This window comes from Streptomyces sp. NBC_00354, assembly GCF_036106915.1.
Lineage (GTDB): Bacteria > Actinomycetota > Actinomycetes > Streptomycetales > Streptomycetaceae > Streptomyces.
In genome coordinates this window covers 2306983-2329818 of sequence record NZ_CP107983.1, presented here as the reverse complement: position 1 = coordinate 2329818, position 22836 = coordinate 2306983, and the positions used below count along the sequence as shown (strand labels likewise).

The 22836-nt window shown below is 71.6% G+C and carries 7 protein-coding genes and 1 pseudogene; all 8 read left to right on the top strand.

Going from position 1 to position 22836, the window contains the following annotated elements; genetic code table 11:
* Positions 1-30 precede the first annotated feature (30 nt).
* Positions 31-5544, top strand: a pseudogene (locus OHT74_RS10350) (SDR family NAD(P)-dependent oxidoreductase); the annotation flags it as partial.
* 51 nt (positions 5545-5595) lie between these two features.
* Positions 5596-16266 carry a type I polyketide synthase gene (locus OHT74_RS10345; RefSeq protein WP_328620101.1) on the top strand — a complete coding sequence of 3557 codons (10671 nt, stop codon included), beginning with the start codon at positions 5596-5598 and terminating at the stop codon, positions 16264-16266.
* The gene (locus OHT74_RS10340; RefSeq protein ID WP_328620100.1) at positions 16263-17057 is read left to right on the top strand and encodes an arylamine N-acetyltransferase; all 795 of its coding nucleotides are present in this window, start codon (positions 16263-16265) and stop codon (positions 17055-17057) included. The genes OHT74_RS10345 and OHT74_RS10340 overlap by 4 nt, the downstream gene beginning before the upstream one ends.
* Positions 17058-17134: 77 nt before the next feature.
* On the top strand, positions 17135-18232 hold the full coding sequence (locus OHT74_RS10335; RefSeq protein ID WP_328620099.1) for a 3-dehydroquinate synthase family protein: 1098 nt from the start codon (positions 17135-17137) through the stop codon (positions 18230-18232).
* Positions 18229-19491 (top strand): 3-deoxy-7-phosphoheptulonate synthase, encoded by a 1263-nt coding sequence (locus OHT74_RS10330; protein ID WP_328620098.1) that lies wholly within the window; start codon positions 18229-18231, stop codon positions 19489-19491. Before OHT74_RS10335 ends, OHT74_RS10330 begins: the two co-directional genes overlap by 4 nt.
* Entirely contained in the window at positions 19488-20300 is an 813-nt protein-coding gene (locus OHT74_RS10325; protein WP_328620097.1) for a shikimate dehydrogenase family protein, read from the top strand. The genes OHT74_RS10330 and OHT74_RS10325 overlap by 4 nt, the downstream gene beginning before the upstream one ends.
* Positions 20301-20532: 232 nt before the next feature.
* On the top strand, positions 20533-21693 hold the full coding sequence (gene rifK, locus OHT74_RS10320) for a 3-amino-5-hydroxybenzoate synthase (protein ID WP_328620096.1): 1161 nt from the start codon (positions 20533-20535) through the stop codon (positions 21691-21693).
* Positions 21690-22772, top strand: a complete 1083-nt coding sequence (locus tag OHT74_RS10315) for a Gfo/Idh/MocA family protein (protein ID WP_328620095.1) — start codon at positions 21690-21692, stop codon at positions 22770-22772. The genes rifK and OHT74_RS10315 overlap by 4 nt, the downstream gene beginning before the upstream one ends.
* Positions 22773-22836 lie beyond the last annotated feature (64 nt).

Below are 22836 nucleotides of genomic sequence, written 5' to 3'. Positions count from 1 at the left end.
TGGGAGCTGAATTCAGTGGCTGACGAGGTACAACTCCGCGACTACCTCAAGCGGGCCATCGCCGACGCACGCGATGCCCGCAAGCGGCTGCGCGAGGTCGAGGACGAGGCGCGGGAGCCGATCGCCATCGTCTCCATGGCGTGCCGATACCCAGGTGGTGTGTCCTCGCCCGAGGACCTGTGGAAGCTGGTGGCCGACGGGGTCGACACCGTCTCCGATTTCCCCGACGACCGTCACTGGGATGTCGAGGCCCTGATCGACCCGGACCCCGGCCGTGCGGGTACCTCGTACACCAGTCAGGGCGGTTTCGTGCAAGGCGCGGGTCTCTTCGACGCGGGGTTCTTCGGTATCTCGCCGCGTGAGGCGCTGGCGATGGACCCGCAGCAGCGGCTGCTGCTGGAGACCTCGTGGGAGGCACTGGAAGGCGCGGGCATCGACCCGGTCTCACTGAAGGGCGCCGACGTCGGGGTGTTCTCGGGCGTGTCCAATCAGGGCTACGGGACCGGTGGCGGCGGGGTCGCGCCGGAGCTGGAGGCTTTCGCGGGTGCGGCGACGGCGTCGAGTGTGGCGTCGGGCCGCGTGTCGTACGTGTTCGGTTTCGAGGGTCCGGCGGTGTCCGTGGACACCGGGTGTTCGTCATCGCTGGTCGCGATGCATCTGGCCGCGCAGGCGCTGCGGCAGGGTGATTGCTCGATGGCGCTGGCCGGCGGTGTGATGGTCATGGCGACCCCCGGCACCTTCATGGCGTTCTCCCGGCAGCGGGGTCTGGCCGGGGACGGCCGGTGCAAGGCGTACGCGGACGGCGCGGACGGCATGGGGCTGTCCGAGGGCGTGGGCGTGGTGCTGCTGGAGCGGCTGTCGGTGGCGCGGGAACGCGGGCACCGGGTGCTGGCGGTGATGCGCGGCAGTGCGCTGAACCAGGACGGTGCGTCGAACGGTCTGACCGCGCCGAACGGTCCCGCGCAGCAGCGGGTGATCCGCAAGGCCCTGGCCAACGCCGGGCTCTCCCCGTCCGATGTGGACGCGGTGGAGGGCCACGGAACCGGGACGACCTTGGGCGACCCGATCGAGGCGCAGGCCCTGCTGGCCACGTACGGGCGGGGCCGAGACCCCGAGCACCCGTTGTGGCTGGGTTCCCTGAAGTCGAACATCGGTCACACGCAGGCTGCCGCGGGCGTGGCCGGTGTGATCAAGATGGTGCAGGCGCTGCGCCACGGGGTGCTCCCGGCAACCCTGCACGTGGACGAGCCCTCGACCCAGGTGGACTGGACTGCGGGTGCGATCGAGCTGCTGACCGAGGCGCGGGAGTGGCCGCAGAACGGCCGGCCGCGCCGGGCCGGTGTGTCCTCGTTCGGCATCAGCGGGACGAACGCGCACCTGATCCTCGAGGAGGCGCCCGTCGAGGAGGCGGAGCTCGCCTCGGAAGAGGCGGCACCGGCCGGTGCGGTGCCGTTGGTGGTCTCGGCGCGGAGCGCCGGGTCGCTCTCGGGCCAGGCCGGGCGTCTGGCGTCGTATCTGGAATCGGCTCCCGACGGCGTGCGGCCGGCGTCGGTGGCCAGGGCGCTGGTGTCGGAACGCGCGGTCTTCGGTGACCGTGCGGTGGTCGTGGCCTCCTCGGGTGAGGAGGCGTTGGCCGGGCTGGAGGCGCTGGCTCGCGGTGAGAACGCGGCCGGTGTCGTCGTCGGCAGTGTCGGCTCGACCGCCCCGGGCAAGGTCGTGTGGGTGTTCCCGGGCCAGGGTTCGCAGTGGGCGGGCATGGGCCGTGAGCTGCTGGATTCCTCGCCGGTGTTCGCGGAGCGGATCGCGGAGTGCGCTGCCGCTCTGGAGCCGTACGTGGACTGGTCGCTGCTGGACGTACTGCGTGGTGACTCTGAGCCCGAGCTCATGGAGCGGGTCGATGTCCTCCAACCGGCGAGCTTCGCTGTGATGGTGGGTCTGGCCGCGGTGTGGGCGTCGGTGGGTGTGGAGCCGGATGCGGTGCTGGGTCACTCGCAGGGTGAGATCGCCGCGGCGTGTGTGGCGGGTGCGCTCTCGCTGGAGGACGCGGCGCGCGTCGTGGCGCTGCGCAGCCAGGCCATTGCCGAGGAGCTGGCCGGGCGCGGCGGTATGGTTTCGGTCGCGCTGAGCGCGGACGAGGCGCTTGTACGGATCGAGCCGTGGGCGGCCCGCGTCGAGGTGGCCGCGGTCAACGGGCCGTCCTCCGTGGTGATCGCCGGTGACGCAGAGGCTCTGGACGAGGCGCTGGAGGCTCTCTCCGCCGAAGGCGTGCGCGTCCGCCGGGTTGCGGTGGACTACGCCTCGCACACGCGGCACGTGGAGGCGATCCGCGAGGCGCTCGCCGAAACGCTGGCCGGGATCACCGCGCAGGCCCCGATGGTGCCCTTCTACTCCACCGTGACCGGCGGCTGGGTGGCGGACGCGGACGTCCTGGACGGCGCGTACTGGTACCGGAACCTGCGCGGCCAGGTGGCCTTCGGCCCGGCCGTCGCCGACCTCCTCACGCAGGGCCACGGGGTGTTCGTCGAGGTCAGTGCCCATCCGGTGCTGGTCCAGCCGGTCACCGAGATCGTCGATGCCGGCCACGCCGATGCGGTGGTGACCGGTTCGCTGCGGCGCGAGGACGGTGGCCTGCGACGGTTGTTCGCCTCGATGGCCGAGCTGTTCGTACGCGGCGTGGCCGTCGACTGGAGCCGTGTCCTGCCCGCAGGGCCCGGATCCGTACGCGTGGACCTGCCGACGTACGCCTTCGACCACCGGCACTACTGGCTCCAGCCGGGCGAGTCGGCCACCGATGCGGCATCGCTCGGACTGGTCGGGTCCGATCACCCGCTGCTGGGTGCTGTGGTGCAGTTGCCGCAGTCCGACGGACTGGTCTTCACCTCGCGCCTGTCGCTGAAGTCGCACCCCTGGCTGGCCGATCACGCGATCGGCGGTGTGGTGCTCGTCCCCGGCACGGTGTATGTCGATCTCGCGGTGCGGGCCGGCGACGAGTTCGGGTCCGGCGTCCTGGACGAACTCGTGATCGAGGCGCCGCTGGTCGTGCCCGAGCACGGCGGGGTGCGCATACAGGTCGCCGTCGACGGTCCGACCGAGAACGGCTCGCGGACCGTGGAGGTCTACGCGCTGCGCGAGGACGCTGTCGGTGACGGCGTGTGGACGCGGCACGCCACCGGTGTGCTGTCGGCTCCGGTTCAGCCGGGTGCCGTGGGCACCGGGTTCGACTTCGCTGCCTGGCCGCCGGCCGGCGCGGAGCCGGTCGAGGTCGGGGACTTCTACTCCGGCCTGGTCGAGCGTGGTTATGGCTACGGTCCGGCGTTCCAGGGCGTACGGGCGGTGTGGCGGCGCGGCGAGGAGCTCTTCGCCGAGGTCGCCCTGCCCGAGGAGCAGCGCAAGGACGCCGGCAGGTTCGGCATCCACCCCGCGCTGCTGGACGCGGCCCTGCACACCGGCCTGGTCGACGCCCCGGCGGGCCCGGAGACCGACGGACGGGCCGTACTGCAGCCGCTGGACTGGAACGGGTTGGTGCTGCACGCCGCCGGTGCCTCGGCACTGCGCGTACGGGTCGCGCCGATCGGCCCGGATGCACTGTCGCTGGAGGCGGCGGACGAGACCGGTGGCCTGGTCGTGACGCTGGACTCGCTGGTGTCCCGGGCCGTGTCCACCGACCGGTTGGGGACGGCGGCGGACGAGAGCCGCGACTCGCTGTTCGGCGTGGAGTGGACCGAGCTGCCCCCGGCCGAGGGAGCAGACCCCTCGCCGTGGTGGGTGCCGGTGGCCACGGCGGACGATGTGGCGGCCCTGGCCGAGAGCGGAGTGGTCCCGGCGGCGGCAGTCCTGGAGGCGGTCGGCAGTGCCGGGGAGGGCGCGGTACTGGCCCTGTCCTCCCACGTGCTGGAGGTCGTTCAGGCATGGCTGACCGGGGCCGGACTCGAGGAGTCGCGGCTGGTCGTGGTGACCCGTGGCGCGGTGCCCGCCGGTGGCGAGGGCACGGTGTCCGACCCGGCCGGAGCGGCTGTGTGGGGTCTGGTCCGTGCCGCCCAGGTGGAGAACCCCGACCGCTTCGTCCTGATCGACACCGACCCGGCCTCCGGCGAGGGCGTGGACTCGGTGCTGGGTGCGGTGCTGGCCGGCGGCGAGCCGCAGGTCGCGGTCCGCGGAGCGGCACTCTCCGTCCCCCGGCTCGTCCGGGCCGGAGCCGAGGTCGCGGACGATGCTCCGGCGGTGTTCCGGCCGGAGGGAACGGTCCTGGTCACGGGTGCCGGGGCGTTGGGTGCGCTGCTGGCCCGGCACCTGGTCACCCGTCACGGTGTGCGGAGTCTGGTGCTGGCCAGCCGGCGAGGTCCGCAGGCAGACGGGGCGCAGGAGCTGGTCGCCGAGCTCGCCGAGCAGGGCGTGGCGGTCTCGGTCGTGGCTTGTGACGTGTCCGACCGTGACCAGGTGGAGGCGCTGCTGGCGTCGGTGCCGGCCGAGCACCGGCTGACCGGTGTGGTCCACACCGCGGGTGTGCTGGACGACGGTGTGATCGGGGCGCTGACCCCGGAGCGGCTGGCGACGGTGTTCGCGCCGAAGGTCGACGCGGTCCGGCACCTGGACGAGCTGACCCGCGGCCTGGACCTCGACGCGTTCGTCGTGTTCTCGTCCGCCTCGGGTGTCTTCGGATCCGCCGGACAGGGCAATTACGGGGCGGCGAATGCCTTCCTGGACGGGCTGATGGCCCGCCGTCGGGCGGCCGGCCTGCCCGGGCAGTCGCTGGCGTGGGGCCTGTGGGAGCAGGCCACGGGTATGACCGCCCACCTGGGCGGCGCTGACCAGGCGCGTGCGAGCCGCGGTGGTGTGCTGGCGATGACGGCGCAGGAGGGCATGGCCCTGTTCGACGCCTCGCTGCACGAGGGCCGGGCGCTGCTGGTGCCGGTCCACCTGGACCTGCGGACGCTGCGCAGCCAGGCCGCAGCCGGCGGGGGAGTCCCGCACCTGATGCGGGGCCTGGTGAGGGCCGGCCGGCAGCAGGCGCGGGCGGGATCCGCCACGGAGGGCGGGCTGGTCCGTCGGCTGGCCGCCCTCACCGGGGCAGAGCAGGAGGCGCTGCTCCTCGATCTGGTGCGTACGCAGGTCGCGGTCGTGCTCGGACATGCCGGGCCGGAGGGCGTCCGTGCGGAGCTGGCGTTCAAGGACGCCGGGTTCGACTCGCTCACCTCGGTGGAACTGCGCAACCGGCTGCGTGAGGCGACCGGCCTGAAGCTGCCCGCCTCGCTGGTCTTCGACTACCCCACCCCGCTGACCATCGCCCGCTACCTGCGCGACGAACTCGGTACCAGCGACGATGCGCTTTCCCGGGTGAACGCGAAGATCGAAGACGTCGAGTCGCTGCTCGATGAACTGCGCCTCGACCAGAAATCCAGTATCGCGCTTCGCCTTCAAGGTTTGGTGGCCAGGTGCAACGGAGTGCTCGAGCAGACGGACACGTCCGCGGTGGCGGAGCAACTGGAATCCGCATCAGCCGATGAAATCTTCGACTTCATCGATGGTGAATTCGGGCTCATCTGAAACCAGTTCAGGCTTTTGCGGTTCCATCAAATCTTCGTAAGGACTTAGAGAATGGCCACGGACGAAAAGCTCCTCAAGTACCTCAAGCGCGTGACCACCGAGTTGCACACCTTGAAGCAGCAGGGTTCGCGTCATGCTGACGAGCCGATCGCGATCGTCGGGATGGCGTGCCGGTTCCCGGGTGGCGTGGCGGGGCCGGAGGACTTGTGGCAGCTGGTGTCCGAGGGCCGGGACGCGGTGTCGTCCTTCCCCGAAGACCGCGGCTGGGACCTGGAGGGCCTGTTCGACCCGGACCCCGACCACGCGGGAACCTCCTATACCGATCAGGGCGGATTCCTGCAGGGTGCTGGGCTTTTCGACGCGGGGTTCTTCGGTATCTCGCCGCGTGAGGCAGTGGTGATGGACCCGCAGCAGCGGCTGCTGCTGGAGACCTCGTGGGAGGCGCTGGAACGGGCGGGTATCGACCCCGTCTCGCTGAAGGGCACCGATGTCGGAGTGTTCTCCGGGGTGTTCACTCAGGGGTACGGGGCCGGCGCCGGCGCCATTCCGCCGGAGCTCGAGGGGTACGCGGGGACAGGAGGGGCATCGAGCGTGGCGTCGGGCCGCGTGTCGTACGTGCTCGGCCTCGAGGGTCCGGCGGTCACGGTGGACACGGCGTGCTCGTCGTCGCTGGTGACGATGCACCTGGCCGCGCAGGCGCTGCGGCAGGGCGAGTGCTCGATGGCGCTCGCCGGCGGCGCGACCGTGATGGCGTCGCCCGGCACCTTCGTGGCGTTCTCCCGGCAGCGGGTTCTGGCCGTCGACGGGCGCTGCCGCGCGTTCGCGGACGGCGCCGATGGCACGGGCTGGGCCGAGGGCGTCGGTGTGGTGGTGCTGGAGCGGTTGTCGGTGGCGCGTGAGCGCGGGCACCGGGTGCTGGCGGTCCTGCGCGGCAGCGCCGTCAACCAGGACGGTGCTTCCAACGGTCTGACCGCGCCGAACGGTCCGTCACAACAGCGGGTGATCCGCAAGGCCCTGGCCAGCGCAGGGCTGGCGACAGCGGACGTGGACGTCGTGGAGGCCCACGGGACCGGTACGGCCCTGGGCGACCCGATCGAGGCGCAGGCACTGCTGGCGACCTACGGGCAGGGCCGTGACGCCGACCAGCCGCTGTGGCTGGGCTCGCTGAAGTCGAACATCGGGCACACGCAGGCAGCTGCGGGCGTGGCCGGCGTGATCAAGATGGTGCAGGCACTCCAGCACGGGGTCCTGCCCCCCACCCTGCACGTGGAGAAGCCCACGACCGAGGTGGACTGGTCTGCGGGCGCGGTGGAGCTGCTGACGGAGGCGCGGGAGTGGCCGCAGAGCGGCCGACCGCGCCGGGCGGGTGTGTCCTCGTTCGGCGTCAGCGGTACGAACGCGCACCTGATTCTGGAGGAGGCGCCGGCGGAGGAGGCGGAGCCCGTCTCGGAGGAGGCGGCGCCTGCCGGTGTGGTGCCGCTGGTGGTGTCGGCGCGGAGCGCCGGTTCCCTGGAAGGCCAGGCCGGGCGCCTGGCGTCGTACCTGGAGTCTGCTGCCGGCGGGGTGTCGCTGACGGACGTGGCCGGGTCGCTGGTGTCGGAGCGTGCACTGCTGGGTGAGCGTGCGGTGGTCGTGGCCGGCTCGGATCAGGAGGCGCTGGCCGGTCTGCAGGCGCTGGCGCGCGGTGAGAGTGCGGCCGGTGTGGCCTCCGGTAGCGCGGCCGGTTCGGGTGTGCTGGGCAAGGTTGTCTGGGTGTTTCCGGGTCAGGGCTCGCAGCGGGTGGGCATGGGTCTGGAGTTGTATGGCCGGTATCCGGTGTTCGCGCGGGCGTTGGACGAGGCGTGTGAGGCGTTGGATGCGCGTCTGGCCGGGTGGGTTGATCATCCGGTGAAGGATGTGGTGTTGGGCCGGGTGGCGGGCAGTGGGGAGCTGCTGAACCAGACGGTGTTCACGCAGGCGGGGCTGTTTGCGGTCGAGAGTGCTCTGTTCCGGCTGGTGGAGTCGTGGGGGGTGCGGCCGGATGTGGTGATCGGGCATTCGGTCGGCGAGATCACTGCCGCGTATGCGGCGGGTGTGTTGTCTTTGCGGGATGCGGCGCGGGTGGTTGCGGCGCGGGGCCGGTTGATGCAGGCGCTGCCGTTGGGCGGGGCGATGGTTGCCGTGGCGGCCGGCGAGGAGGAGGTTGCCGAGCTGCTGGGCGAGGGCGTGGAGGTCGCGGCGGTCAACGGCCCGTCCTCGGTGGTGCTCTCCGGTGAGGAGGACGCGGTTCTTGCGGCGGCCGACCGGTTGCGGGAGCAGGGGTGCAAGACGAAGCGGCTGGCGGTGTCGCATGCGTTCCATTCGCTGCGGATGGAGCCGATGCTGGCCGAGTTCGCCGCGGAGCTGGCCGAGGTCGTGTGGCAGCCGCCGGTGATTGCGGTGGTCTCGAACGTGACGGGGCGGCTGGCCGGGCCCGATGAGCTCGCCGACCCGCAGTACTGGGCCGGGCATGTGCGGCGGCCGGTGCGGTTCGCCGAGGGCATCGCGGCGGCGGTGGAGTTCGGCGGCACGCTGTTCGTGGAGCTGGGGCCGGGCGGGGCTCTGACGGCTCTGGTGGAGGAGACGGCCTCCGCGGTGGACGCCGAGGTGGCCTGCATCGCCGCGCTGCGTGACGGGCGTCCGGAAGAGCAGACCTTGCTGACCTCGGTGGCGGAGCTGTTCGTCCGCGGTATCCCCGTCGACTGGGCGGGCATGCTGCCCGCCGGGTCCGTACGGGTCGACCTGCCGACGTATGCCTTCGACCACCGGCACTACTGGCTCAAGCCGGCCGCGACGGCCACCGACGCGGCGTCGCTGGGGCTCGCCGGGTCCGATCACCCGCTGCTGGGCGCGGTGGTGCGGTTGCCGCAGTCCGACGGACTGGTCTTCACCTCGAGGCTGTCGCTGCGCTCACAGCCGTGGCTGGCCGATCACGTGATCGGCGGTGTGGTGCTCGTCGCAGGTACCGGGCTGGTGGAGCTCGCGGTTCGGGCCGGCGACGAGGCCGGATGCGGCGTCCTGGAAGAGCTCGTCATCGAGGCGCCGCTGGTGGTGCCCGACCACGGCGGGGTACGGGTCCAGGTCGCGGTGGGCGGCCCGAGCGGGAACGGCTCGCGCACGGTGGACGTGTACTCCCAGCGGGAGGACGCTGCCGACGAGGGTCGCGCGGACATCTGGACGCGGCACGCCACCGGCGTACTGTCCTCCGCCTCCCCGGCGGAACAGGGGACGGGGCAGGGACAAGCCCAGGGCCAGGACTTCGACTTCGCCGCGTGGCCGCCGGCCGGCGCGCAGCCGGTCGAGGTCGGGGACTTCTACACCGAACTGGTCGAGCGCGGCTACGGCTACGGTCCGTCCTTCCAGGGTCTGCGTGCCGTATGGCGGCGCGGCGAGGAACTCTTCGCCGAGGTGGCCCTGCCCGAGGAACACCGCAAGGAAGCCGACAGGTTCGGCATCCACCCCGGGCTGCTGGACGCGGCCCTGCACACCGGGATGTTCGGTGCCCCGGGAGGCACGACGGCGGAGGAATCCGGGAAGCCGGTACTGCCGTTCGCGTGGAACGGGCTGGTACTGCATGCCGCGGGTGCCTCTGCACTGCGGGTGCGCATGGCTCCCGGCGGGCCCGGTGCCGTGTCGCTGACGGCCGCCGACGAGGCCGGCGGCCTGGTCGTGACGCTGGATTCGCTGGTGTCCCGGCCGGTGTCCGCCGAGCAGTTGGAGACGGCGGCGGACACCGTGGCCGCCAACTCGCTGTTCCAGGTGGAGTGGACCGAGCTGTCCCCGGGGCAGGGTGTGGAGCCTTCGCCGTCGTGGGTGCCGGTGGCCACCGCTGACGATGTGACGGCCCTGGCCGGGAGTGCAGCAGTCCCGGCGGTGGCGGTCCTGGAAGCGGTCGGCGGCGACGGCGAGGACGTGCCGCTGGCGTTGACCTCCCGGGTGCTGGGGGTCGTGCAGGCGTGGCTGGCCGGGGCCGGACTCGAGGAGTCGCGGCTGGTCGTGGTGACCCGTGGCGCGATGCCCGCCGGTGGCGAGGGCACGGTGTCCGACCCGGCCGGAGCGGCGGTGTGGGGTCTGGTGCGTGCCGCCCAGGCGGAGAACCCGGACCGGATCATCCTGATCGACACCGACCCCGCTGCCGAAAGTGGCGTGGAGGCGGTGCTGGGTGCGGTGCTGGCCGACGGGGAGCCGCAGGTCGCGGTCCGCGGAGCGGCCCTCTTCGTCCCCCGGCTGGTCCGGGCCGGAGCCGAGGTTGCGCAGGACGCACCGGCGGTGTTCGGGCCGGAAGGCACCGTCCTGGTCACGGGCGCCGGATCCCTCGGTGCCCTCGTGGCCCGGCACCTCGTGTCGCGGCACGGAGTACGCAATCTGGTGCTGGCCAGCCGGCGCGGCCCGGAGGCCGACGGTATGGAGGACCTGGTCGCCGAGCTCATCGAGCAGGGAGCCACCGTCTCGGTGGCGGCCTGTGACGTGTCCGACCGTGACCAGGTGGAGGCGCTGTTGGCGTCGGTGCCGGCCGAGCACCGGCTGACCGGTGTGGTCCACACCGCGGGTGTGCTGGACGACGGCGTGATCGGGGCGCTGACCCCGGAGCGGCTGGCGACGGTGTTCGCGCCGAAGGTCGACGCGGTGCGCCACCTGGACGAGCTGACCCGCGGCCTGGACCTCGACGCGTTCGTCGTGTTCTCGTCCGCCTCGGGAGTGTTCGGGTCCGCCGGACAGGGCAACTACGCTGCGGCGAATGCCTTCCTGGACGGATTGACGGCCGGCCGTCGGGCCGCGGGCCTGCCGGGCGTGTCGCTGGCCTGGGGCCTGTGGGCGCAGACCAACGGCATGACCGCTCACCTCAGCGACGTCGACCAGGCGCGTGCGAGCCGCGGTGGTGTGCTGGCGATCACCGCGACCGAGGGTATGGAGCTGTTCGACGCCGCGGTGGAGTCCGGGCAGGCGCTGCTGGTGCCGGTCAAGCTGGACCTGCGGGGCGCGCGAGCCGACGCGGCGGCAGGCGGCGGGGTTCCGCATCTGCTGCGTGGCCTGGTACGGGCGGGCCGGCAGCAGGCGCGGGCGGCATCCGCCACGGACGGCGGGCTGGTCCGCCGCCTGGCCGGGCTCGGTGCGGCCGAGCAGGAGGCACTGCTCCTCGATCTGGTGCGTGCTCAGGTCGCGGTCGTGCTCGGGCACGCCGGGCCGGAAGGCGTCCGTGCCGAGCTGGCGTTCAAGGACGCCGGGTTCGACTCGCTCACCTCGGTGGAACTGCGCAACCGGCTGCGTGAGGCCACCGGCCTGAAGCTTCCGGCCACACTGGTCTTCGACTACCCCACCCCGCTGGCCATCGCCCGCTACCTGCGCGACGAGCTCGGTGACACGGTGGCCGGCACCCCTGCCACGACGGTGGCCGTCGTCGCCGATCCCGACGAACCGATCGCGATCGTCGGCATGGCGTGCCGCCTGCCGGGCGGTGTGGCGGACCCCGAGGACCTGTGGCGGCTGGTGTCCGAAGGCCGTGAGGGCCTGTCGTCCTTCCCCGAGGACCGGGGCTGGGACCTGGAGGACCTGTTCGACCCGGACCCCGACAACGCGGGTACCTCGTACACCAGCAAGGGCGGATTCCTCGAAGGCGCGGGTCTCTTCGACGCGGGGTTCTTCGGTATCTCGCCGCGCGAGGCGCTGGCGATGGACCCGCAACAGCGGGTGCTGCTGGAAGCCTCGTGGGAGGCGCTGGAGGGCGCCGGCATCAACCCGGTCTCGCTGAAGGGCACCGACGTCGGAGTGTTCTCCGGGGTGTCCAATCAGGGCTACGGAGCCGGCGCGGCCGCGCCGGAGCTGGAGGGCTTCGCGAGCACGGGTTCGGCAGCGAGTGTGGCGTCGGGCCGGGTGTCGTACGTGCTGGGCCTCGAGGGTCCGGCGGTCACGGTGGACACGGCGTGCTCGTCGTCGCTGGTGACGATGCACCTGGCCGCGCAGGCGCTGAGGCAGGGCGAGTGCTCGATGGCACTCGCCGGCGGCGCGACCGTGATGGCGTCGCCCGGCACCTTCGTCGAGTTCTCCCGGCAGCGGGGCCTGGCGGGCGATGGCCGGTGCAAGGCGTACGCGGACGGCGCGGACGGCACGAGTTGGGCCGAGGGCGTCGGCGTGGTGGTGCTGGAGCGCTTGTCGGTGGCGCGCGAGCGCGGGCACCGGGTGCTCGCGGTGCTGCGCGGCAGCGCCGTCAACCAGGACGGTGCGTCGAACGGTCTGACCGCGCCGAACGGTCCCTCGCAGCAGCGGGTGATCCGCAAGGCCCTGGACAGCGCCGGCCTCACCCCGTCCGACGTGGACGTCGTCGAGGGGCACGGCACCGGTACCGCCCTGGGCGACCCGATCGAGGCCCAGGCTCTCCTGGCCACATATGGCCAGGGTCGTGACGCCGACCAGCCGCTGTGGCTGGGCTCGGTGAAGTCGAACATCGGCCACTCGCAGGCTGCCGCAGGTGTCGCGGGGGTCATCAAGATGGTGCAGGCGCTGCGCCACGGCGTCATGCCTCCCACGCTGCACGTGGACGAGCCCACGAGCCAGGTCGACTGGTCGGACGGTGCGGTCGAGCTGCTGACGGAGGCGCGGGAGTGGCCGCGGAGCGGTCGGCCGCGTCGGGCGGGCGTGTCCTCCTTCGGTATCAGCGGTACGAACGCGCACCTGATCCTGGAGGAGGCGCCGGCGGAGGAGGCGGAGCCCGTCTCGGAGGAGGCGGCGCCTGTTGGTGTGGTTCCGCTGGTGGTGTCGGCACGGAGCGCCGGTTCCCTCGCGGGTCAGGCTGAGCGTCTTGCGTCGTTCGTCCAGGGCGCCGGCGGGGTGTCGCCGGCGGACGTGGCCGGGGCGCTGTTGTCGGAGCGTGCACTGCTGGGTGAGCGTGCGGTGGTCGTGGCCGGCTCGGACGAGGAGGCGCTGGCCGGGCTCGAGGCGCTGGGCCGTGGTGAGGCCGCTGCCGGTGTAGTGATCGGCAGTGTCGGTTCGGGTGTGCTGGGCAAGGTTGTCTGGGTGTTTCCGGGTCAGGGCTCGCAGCGGGTGGGCATGGGCCTGGAGTTGTATGGCCGGTATCCGGTGTTCGCGCGGGCGTTGGACGAGGCGTGTGAGGCGTTGGATGCGCGTCTGGCCGGGTGGGTTGATCATCCGGTGAAGGATGTGGTGTTGGGCCGGGTGGCGGGCAGTGGGGAGCTGCTGAACCAGACGGTGTTCACGCAGGCGGGGCTGTTTGCGGTCGAGAGTGCTCTGTTCCGGCTGGTGGAGTCGTGGGGGGTGCGGCCGGATGTGGTGATCGGGCATTCGGTCGGCGAGATCACTGCCGCGTATGCGGCGGGTGTGTTGTCTTTGCAGGATGCGGCGCGGGTGGTTGCGGCGCGGGGCCGGTTGATGCAGGCGCTGCCGCTGGGCGGGGCGATGGTTGCCGTGGCGGCCGGCGAGGAGGAGGTTGCCGAGCTGCTGGGCGAGGGCGTGGAGGTCGCGGCGGTCAACGGCCCGTCCTCGGTGGTGCTCTCCGGTGAGGAGGACGCGGTTCTTGCGGCGGCCGACCGGTTGCGGGAGCAGGGGTGCAAGACGAAGCGGCTGGCGGTGTCGCATGCGTTCCATTCGCTGCGGATGGAGCCGATGCTGGCCGAGTTCGCCGCGGAGCTGGCCGAGGTCGTGTGGCAGCCGCCGGTGATTGCGGTGGTCTCGAACGTGACGGGGCGGCTGGCCGGGCCCGATGAGCTCGCCGACCCGCAGTACTGGGCCGGACATGTGCGGCGGCCGGTGCGGTTCGCCGAGGGCATCGCGGCCGCGGTCGAGTTCGGCGGCACGCTGTTCGTGGAGCTGGGGCCGGGCGGGGCCCTGACGGCTCTGGTGGAGGAGACGGCCTCCGCGGTGGACGCCGAGGTGGCCTGCATCGCCGCGCTGCGTGACGGGCGTCCGGAAGAGCAGACCTTGCTGACCTCGGTGGCGGAGCTGTTCGTCCGCGGAGTCCCCGTCGACTGGGCGGGCATGCTGCCCGCCGGGTCCGTACGGGTCGACCTGCCGACGTATGCCTTCGACCACCACCACTACTGGCTCAAGCCCGCCGCGACGGCCACCGACGCCGCGTCGCTGGGCCAGGCGGCGGCCGATCACCCGCTCCTGGGCGCAGTGGTGCAGGTGCCGCAGTCCGACGGGCTCATCTTCACCTCGCGGCTGTCGCTGCGGTCGCACGCTTGGCTGGCCGACCACAGGGTCGGTGGCGTGGTGCTCGTCCCGGGCACCGGGCTGGTGGAGCTCGCGGTTCGCGGTGGCGACGAGGCCGGATGCGGCGTTCTGGAAGAGCTCGTGATCGAGGCGCCGCTGGTGGTGCCCGACCACGGCGGGGTACGCGTCCAGGTCACGGTGGGCGGCCCGAGCGGGAACGGCTCGCGGACCGTGGAGGTCTATTCCCAGCGCGAGGACGCTGCCGCTGAGGGTGTGTGGACGCGGAACGCCACCGGCCTGCTGTCGGCCACGGCCCAGCCGGGCGGCAGCGGCACCAGGTTCGACTTCGCCGCATGGCCGCCGCCCGGCGCGCAGCCGGTGGACATAAGCGGCAGCTACGGTCTGCTGGCGCAGGGGGGCTACGGGTACGGCCCTGCCTTCCGGAGCGTGCGGGCCGTGTGGCAGCGTGACGGGGAGGTCTTCGCCGAGGTGGCCCTGCCCGAGGAGCACCGCAAGGAAGCCGGCAGGTTCGGCATCCACCCAGCGTTGCTGGACGCGGCCCTGCACTCGACCATGCTGAACACCGTGGCGGCGGCCACGGCGGCCGGTGGCTTCGAAGGCGAGCGGGACGGGCAGGGAATACGACTGCCGTTCGCGTGGAACGGGCTGGAACTGCACGCGGCCGGCGCCTCGGTGTTGCGCGTGCGCGTCGCACAGACCGACCGCGACGCGCTGTCGCTGCAGGCCGTGGACGAGGCCGGTGGCCTCGTCGTCACGCTGGACTCACTGATGTCCCGGCCGGTGTCCGCCGAGCAGTTGGAGACGGCGGCGGACACCGCAGTCGCCGACTCGCTGTTCCAGGTGGACTGGACCGAGCTGTCATCGGCTCAGGGGGCGGGGCCTTCCCCGTCGTGGGTCGAGGTGGCCACCGCGGGCGACGTGGCGACTCTGGCCGACGACGTGCTGTCCGGTGCGGACGCCCCGGCGATGGCAGTCCTGCATGCCGTCGGCGGCAGCACCGAGGGTGTCGCAAGCGAGGACGTGGTGCTGGAGCTGGCCGGCCGGGTGCTGGACGTGTTGCAGTGCTGGCTGGCCGGGGCGGGGCTGGAGGATTCGCGGCTGGTCGTGGTGACCCGGGGCGCCGTGCCCGCGGGAGAGGGCGCGGTGAGTGACCCGGCCGGATCGGCGGTGTGGGGTCTGGTGCGTGCCGCCCAGGCGGAGAACCCCGACCGGATCATCCTGATCGACGCCGACCCCGCAGCCGAAGGTGCCGTCGAGCCGGTGCCGGGTGCGGTGCTGGGTGCGGTGCTGGCCTGCGGGGAACCCCAGGTCGCCCACCGCGGCAGCTCGCTGTCGGTTCCCCGGCTTGTCCGGGCCCGCAGTGAGGTCCCGGATGTCCCGGCGGTGTTCGGACCGGAGGGGACGGTCCTGGTCTCGGGTGCCGGTTCGCTGGGCGCTCTCGTGGCCCGGCATCTGGTCGCGCGGCACGGAGTGCGGAGTCTGGTGCTGGCCAGCCGGCGGGGACCCGATGCCGAGGGCATGGCGGACCTGGTCGCCGAGCTGGCCGAGCAGGGGGCCACGGTCTCGGCGGTGGCCTGTGACGTGTCCGACCGTGACCAGGTGCAGTCGCTGCTGGCGTCGGTGCCGGCCGAGCACCCCCTGACCGGTGTGGTGCACACGGCGGGCGTGTCGGATGCCGGCGTGATCGGGATGCTGACCCCGGAACGGCTTGCGGGGGTGTTCGCGCCGAAGGTGGATGCGGTGCGGCATCTCGATGAGCTGACCCGCGGCCTGGACCTCGACGCATTCATCGTCTACTCCTCCGTCTCGTCCCTCTTCATGGGCGCCGGCAGCGGCGGTTACGCGGCGGCGAACGCCTTCCTGGACGGACTGATGGCCGACCGCCGGGCGGCGGGCCTGCCCGGACTGTCGCTGGCCTGGGGCGTGTGGGAGCAGGCCACCGGCATGGCGGAACACATCGACGACCTCACCAGGACCCGGATGAACCGGCGCGGGGGAGTCCTGCCGATGACGGCCGTGGAGGGCATGGAGCTGTTCGATGCCGCTCTGGAGTCCGGGCGGGCGCTGCTGGTGCCGGTCAAGCTGGACCTGCGGGGGCTGCGTTCCGGCGCGGCCGGCGACGGGGTGCCGCACCTGCTGCGCGGCCTGGTACGGGCCCGCCGGCAACTGGCGCACGTGGTGGGCACCGGCGACGACCACCAGCAGCTGACCGGCCGACTGGCCGGACTGCCCGCTGCCGAGCAGACGAAGGTCCTGCTCGACCTGGTGCGGGCTCAGGTGGGCGCTGTCCTGGGCTTCAGCGGGACGTACCAGATCGACGCGGACCAGGGGCTCTTCGAGATCGGCTTCGACTCGCTCACGGCGATCGAGCTCCGTAACCGGCTCCGCAACATCACCGAAGTGAAAATCGCGCCCAACATTGTCTTCGACTACCCGACGCCAGGAATGCTTTCCGCGCATCTGCACGAGCTGATGTGCGGCGAACAGGGCGCGGCCCAGGTGGCGATCTCCGTATGAAAGAGTGTGATGGCGTGTTCGACGTGAGTGTTTATCTCGAGCGGATCGGCTGCGGCGGAGAAACCGGTGTGGACATCGCGACGCTGCGAAAGCTGCACAAGAGCCACCTGATGGCGATTCCGTACAACGGTGCCGCCTACGACGTCAGCGACGGAGTGCACCTCGTCGACCTCGACGAGGACGCCATGTTCGAGGCGAGCATTCTCCAAGGGCGGGGCGGTACCTGTTACCACCTGAACCGTCTGTTCTTCCGGCTTCTCCGCGAGCTGGGCTACGACGTGACGCTGCTGGCGGCCAGCACCGGCGAGGGCTGGGACAACTTCGCGGTCAAAGTCGAGCACATGTTCATCCGTGTCGCCCTGGACGGTGATGAATGGCTCGTGGACGTCGGCTACCCGGGCCCTTCCTACACCGAGCCGCTGCTGGTCTCCGACGCGGTGCAGTCCCAGTACGGGTCCCAGTACCGGCTGGTCGAGCGCGAGTCCGAGATCGCCCTCCAACGCCGGGGGGCGGTCACCCGGTGGGGCGTCGTCTACACCTTCACGATGCAATCCCGGCAGTGGAGCGACTGGAAGGAACTGGAGGACCGCCTCCGGGAGATCCTGTCGGACGCGAACCGGCCCGACAGCCGGGAAATCCTGTGCGGCCGGACTTTCGAGAACGGTCAGGTCGTCATGAAGAAGCGACGGCACCTGACGGTCCGCGACGGTCGTGAGCAGGTGCGCACGATCACCGACGACGGCGAGCTCCAGACACTGGTCTCCGGCATTCTGTCCGGCGCGTCGGGCTGAGCTTGCACTCCGGCCGCCGCCCGTACCGCAATTCATCCCGGGCGAAAGAGGAACGAGTGGGAATCAGAAGTGGGAAAATGATGGACAAAGACACGGCTGATGCGGCTTCCATTCCTCTGCGCCTCAGAGATCACGCGTACGACGTGGTCATCGGCCCGGGAGTGCGTACGTCGCTGGCCGACGTGATCCAACGGCTGGGCGCCAGGCGGGCCGTCGTCGTGTCGGCCCGCCCGGAGGAATGGGTGCCGGACACCGGTGTGGAGACCCTGCTGCTGCCGGCCCGGGACGGCGAGCAGGACAAGACCCTCGCCACGGTGGAGGCGCTGTGCGGTGAGTTCGTGCGGTTCGGGCTCACCCGCACCGACGTCGTCGTCTCCTGCGGCGGCGGTACGACCACCGACGTGGTCGGGCTCGCGGCAGCGCTCTACCACCGGGGCGTGCCCGTGGTCCACCTGCCCACGACGCTGCTCGCCCAGGTGGACGCCAGCGTCGGCGGGAAGACGGCGGTGAACCTGCCGGCCGGCAAGAACCTGGTCGGCGCGTACTGGCAGCCCAGTGCGGTGCTGTGCGACACCGACTACCTGTCGACCCTGCCGCGGCGGGAGATGCTGAACGGTCTCGGTGAGATCGCCCGCTGCCACTTCATCGGCGCGCCGGACCTGCGCGGGCTGTCCCTGAAGGAGCAGATCACCGCCAGTGTGAGCCTCAAGGCCCGCGTCGTGGAGACGGACGAGCGGGACAGCGGACTGCGGCACACGCTCAACTACGGCCACACACTGGGCCATGCGCTGGAGAAGGCGACCGACTTCGCGCTGCGCCACGGCGAGGCGGTGGCCATCGGAACGGTCTTCGCGGGCCGGCTGGCCGGCGCCCTGGGCCGTATCGATCAGGCGCGGGTGGAGGAGCACGAGGACGTCGTCCGGTACTACGGACTCCCCGCCGCCCTGCCCGCCGGGGCCGAGCCCGCCGCCCTCATCGATCTGATGCGACACGACAAGAAGGCGATGAACGGACTCGCGTTCGTTCTGGACGGCCCGAACGGAGCGGAACTGGTGAGCGACGTACCGCACGAGGTGGTCGCGCGCGTCCTGGACCGGATGCCCCGAGTGCGCATGGCCGATCTCGTCGGCGGCGCTGCGCTCGGAGCCTCCACGACCGATGCGGCTCAGAAATGACACGTGGAACGCAATGGCCGGCCGATCTCGACGCACCGGTCGGCGCCGCCCGGCCGGCGGACCGCCTGCTGTTCGCCGAGCTGGAGGCGGCACTGGCCAAGCCGGCCGCGCAGCAGCCGGCCTGGCCGGACCCGGGACGGGCGAGGGAAGCAGTGGCGCTGCTGAGCCGGGCCGAGCCGATCGTCGCGCCGGCCGAGACGGCACGGCTGAGCAGCCGCCTCGCAGCGGTCGCGCGCGGCGAGGGGTTCCTGCTCCAGGCCGGTGACTGCGCCGAAACCTTCGCCGCCAACACCGAAGCCCACGTGCGGGCCAATCTGCGGACGCTCGCGGACATGGCCGCAGTGCTCACCCGCCGTACCGGACTGCCCGTCGTCAAGATCGCCCGGATGGCCGGCCAGTACGCCAAGCCCCGCTCCCAGGCCGTCGACGCACGGGGGCTGCCCGTCTACCGCGGCGACATGATCAACTCCGTCGAGCCCACGCTCGCGGCCAGGACGGCCGATCCCCGCCGGATGCTGCGCGCCCATGCCGAGGCTGCGGACGCGATGGCCCTGGTCCGCACGTTCGGCGACGTCTACGTCAGCCACGAGGCGCTCCTGCTCGACTACGAGCGGTCGTTGCTGCGCGTGGACACCGGCGGGCCGGCACCCCGCCTGTCCAGTGGGCTGGGGCACTTCCTGTGGATCGGCGAGCGCACCCGCCGGCTCGACGGCGCGCACATCGCGTTCGCGGAACTGCTGTCCAACCCGATCGGCCTCAAGATCGGACCGGGCACGAGCCCGGAGACGGCTGCCGCATACGTGCGCCGGCTCGACCCGCACCGTGAACCCGGGCGGCTGACGCTGGTCAGCCGCATGGGGCACGCGCAGGTCCGGGACATCCTGCCGCCGATCGTGGAGAAGGTCACCGCCTCCGGCCATGAGGTGATCTGGCAGTGCGATCCGATGCACGGCAACACGTACACGTCGTCGAACGGATTCAAGACGCGCGATCTGCGGCACATCACCGACGAGATCGCCGGATTCTTCGAAGTCCACCGTCAGCTGGGCACCCACCCGGGCGGGATTCACGTCGAGGCGACGGGTGACGACGTCACGGAATGCATCGGAGGCGTGTCGGGAATGGCGGAAGCCGACCTGCCCGCCCGCTACCGCACGGCCTGCGATCCCCGCCTCAACGCGGACCAGTCGCTGGAACTCGCCTTCTCCGTAGCGGAGATGGCGGCGGCCGTCACCGGAATCGAGGCAGTGCTGCGATGACCGGACATCCTGCCGGTACGCCCATCAAGGGCACCACCCGGCTGTACGCCGTCCTGGGGGATCCCATCGCCCAGGTCCAGGCACCCGCACTGATGAATCCGCTCTTCGCGCAGCTGCAGATGGACGCGGTGCTCGTTCCGGTGCACGCCCGGCCGGAGAACCTGGAGCAGATCGTGCGCGGCCTGCAGCACGTGGAGAACCTCGACGGCATGTTCGTCACGGTGCCCCACAAGGTGGCCGTCCGCCGGCTCGCCGACCGCTGCGGCCCCACCGTGGACATCGTCGGCAGTGCGAACGTGCTGCGACGGGAGCCCGACGGCAGCTGGCTCGCGGAGAACTTCGACGGCTCGGGCTTCGTCACGGGCCTCGTCGGGGCCGGGCACGACCCCCGGGGCAGACGGGTGGCGCTCGTCGGCGCGGGCGGTGCGGGCAGCGCCGTCGCCGCGGCGCTGCTGACGGCCGGCGTCGACCGGTTGTCGGTGTACGACACGGACACCTCGAAGCTCGGCGCGCTCGTCGCCCGCCTCGGGACGTACTGGCCGGGCCGGGTGTCCGCCTTGACCGGACCGCAGCTGCGCGACATCGACATCGCGGTGAACTCCACCCCGCTCGGCATGCGTCCGGACGATCCGCTCCCGTTCCCCTTGAGCGCCCTGCCGCCGGGCAGCGTGGTGGCCGACATCGTCATGAAACCCCGTGAGACGCGGCTCCTCCGTGAAGCAGCCGCACTGGGCCACCCCGTCCACCACGGTATTCACATGCTCGAGGGCCAACTGAATTCGTATCGAGTTTTCTTCGATTTGCACTGAGGCCCCGGTAAAACTACCGAATCCGGGGATGCGGGGTCACAGGCATTCCTCTACGTTGGACCCGTAATTCAGCTTTTTCTTACCGCACATGACGCTGCACGGGGCGGAGTGTGCGCCTCTTCCGCGATCTCGACGGCGAGTGCTCGTGTGCGCGCGTCCCCTTCCGTAGCATGCTGCTCCGCCCGCTCCGCTCCGCACCTCGCGTCGAGTCAGATCCATTCCTTGGAGAAACATGAACGTGCGACAGGCGCCGGAATTCCCTCAGTGGCCTCAGTATGACGAGAGTGAGCGGGACGGGCTCATCCGTGCACTCGAACAGGGCCAGTGGTGGCGGATGGGCGGAAGCGAAGTCGATTCCTTCGAGCGGGAGTTCGCCGAGCACCACGGCGCCGCCCACGCTCTCGCGGTCACGAACGGAACCCACGCACTCGAACTGGCCCTGCAGGTCATGGGCGTCGGCCCGGGCTCCGAAGTCATCGTCCCCGCCTTCACCTTCATCTCGTCCTCCCAGGCGGCGCAGCGGCTCGGCGCCGTCGCCGTCCCGGTGGACGTCGACGAGCACACGTACAACATCGACGTGGCGGCGGCTGCCGCCGCCGTGACGTCGCGGACCCGGGCGATCATGCCGGTGCACATGGCCGGATTCCTTGCGGACATGGACGCACTCGCCAAGCTCTCCGCCAATACGGGCGTCCCGCTGCTCCAGGACGCCGCGCACGCGCACGGCGCCCGCTGGCAGGGCAAGCGCGTCGGCGAGCTCGGCTCGGTCGCCGCGTTCAGCTTCCAGAACGGCAAGCTGATGACCGCCGGTGAGGGCGGCGCCGTGCTGTTCCCGGACACGGAGATGTACGAGACCGCGTTCCTGCGGCACAGCTGCGGACGGCCCCGAACCGACCGCCGGTACATGCACGCGATCGCCGGCTCCAACCTGCGGCTCAACGAGTTCTCCGCGTCGGTGCTTCGGGCACAGCTGCGCCGCCTGGACAGTCAGATAGCCACGCGTCATGAGCGCTGGGCCCTGCTGTCGCACCTGCTCGAGTCGATCGACGGTGTGGTCCCGCAGCGCGCCGATGAGCGCACCGACGTTCCCTCGCACTACATGGCGATGTTCCGGGTGCCCGGCATCGGCGAGGAGAACCGCAACGCCCTGGTCGACAGGCTCGTGGAGGCCGGCCTGCCGGCGTTCGCAGGATTCCGCGCGATCTACCGCACCGACGCCTTCTGGGAGTTCGGCGCACCGGACACGACCCCGGACGAGCTCGCCGATCGTTGCCCCAACTCCGAGGCCATCAGCCAGGACTGCATCTGGCTGCACCACCGCACTCTGCTCGCCTCCGAGGAAGACATGCACCTCACGGCCGCGATCATCGCCGACGCTGTGAGCACGGTATGAGCGTCCGGGTCGCCATCGTCGGGCTCGGCTGGGCGGGTCGGGAGCTGTGGCTCCCCCTGCTGACCGAGCACGCCGACTTCGAAGTGGTGGCCGTCACGGACACCGAACCGGCGGCGCGCGAGGCGTTCGGCGTGGTGCCGGGCATTCCCGTGTACGCGACGCTGGACGCGCTCACCCCCCGGTCGATCGACCTCGCCGTCGTCGCAGTCCCCAACTACCTGCACGCCGAGGTGGCCGCGACCCTGCTCGGCAAGGGCATCTCCGTCTTCCTGGAGAAGCCGGTGTGCCTGACCTCCGACGAGGCGGAAACTCTGGCGGCCGCCGAACGCAGCGGCGGCGCCATGCTGCTGGCGGGCAGCGCCGCGCCCTACCGCAGCGACGTGGGAGCCCTGGCGCGCCTGGTGCCGGACCTCGGCCACATCCGGCACGTCGACCTGTCGTGGGTCCGCGCACGCGGCATCCCCAAGGCCGGCGGCTGGTTCACCCAGCGCAGCAAGGCCGGCGGCGGTGTGCTGTTCGACCTCGGCTGGCACCTGCTCGACACACTCGCGTCCCTGCTCGGTCCGGCCCGCTTCGCCGAGGTCGTCGGCGTGACGGCGAACGATTTCGTCAACGTCGGTTCCTGGAGCGCGGCATGGCGCCACGACCAGCCCGTCGCCGATACCGACGGCGATGTCGAGGACACCGCCCGGGGCTTCCTCGTCCGCGAGGACGGAGTGTCCGTCGCCCTGCACGCCAGCTGGGCCTCGCACGAGGCACGGGACGTGTCCCGGATCCAGGTGGTGGGCAGCGACGGAACCGCCGAGCTGCGGTGCACCTTCGGCTTCAGCCCCAACCGCCACCCCCAGTCCGTGCTGACGCTGACCCGTGAAGGCATCACCATGCCGGTCCCGGTGCCGGACGAGCCCGTCGGCAACGAGTACCGGCGGCAGCTGGACGGCCTCGCGGCGGTACTGGGGGACCCGGGCAACCGGGGCAGGGCCATCGGCGAGGCACGTACGACGGTCCGCGTCATCGAGGACTTCTACGCGTCGGCCCGCTCCGCCCGCGCCGGCAACGCCGTGCCCGCCTACCGGTAGACGGCGCGGAAGACCAGTGGAACCACGGTTCCAGGACAACGAGCAGACGTACGGGATGGCATGA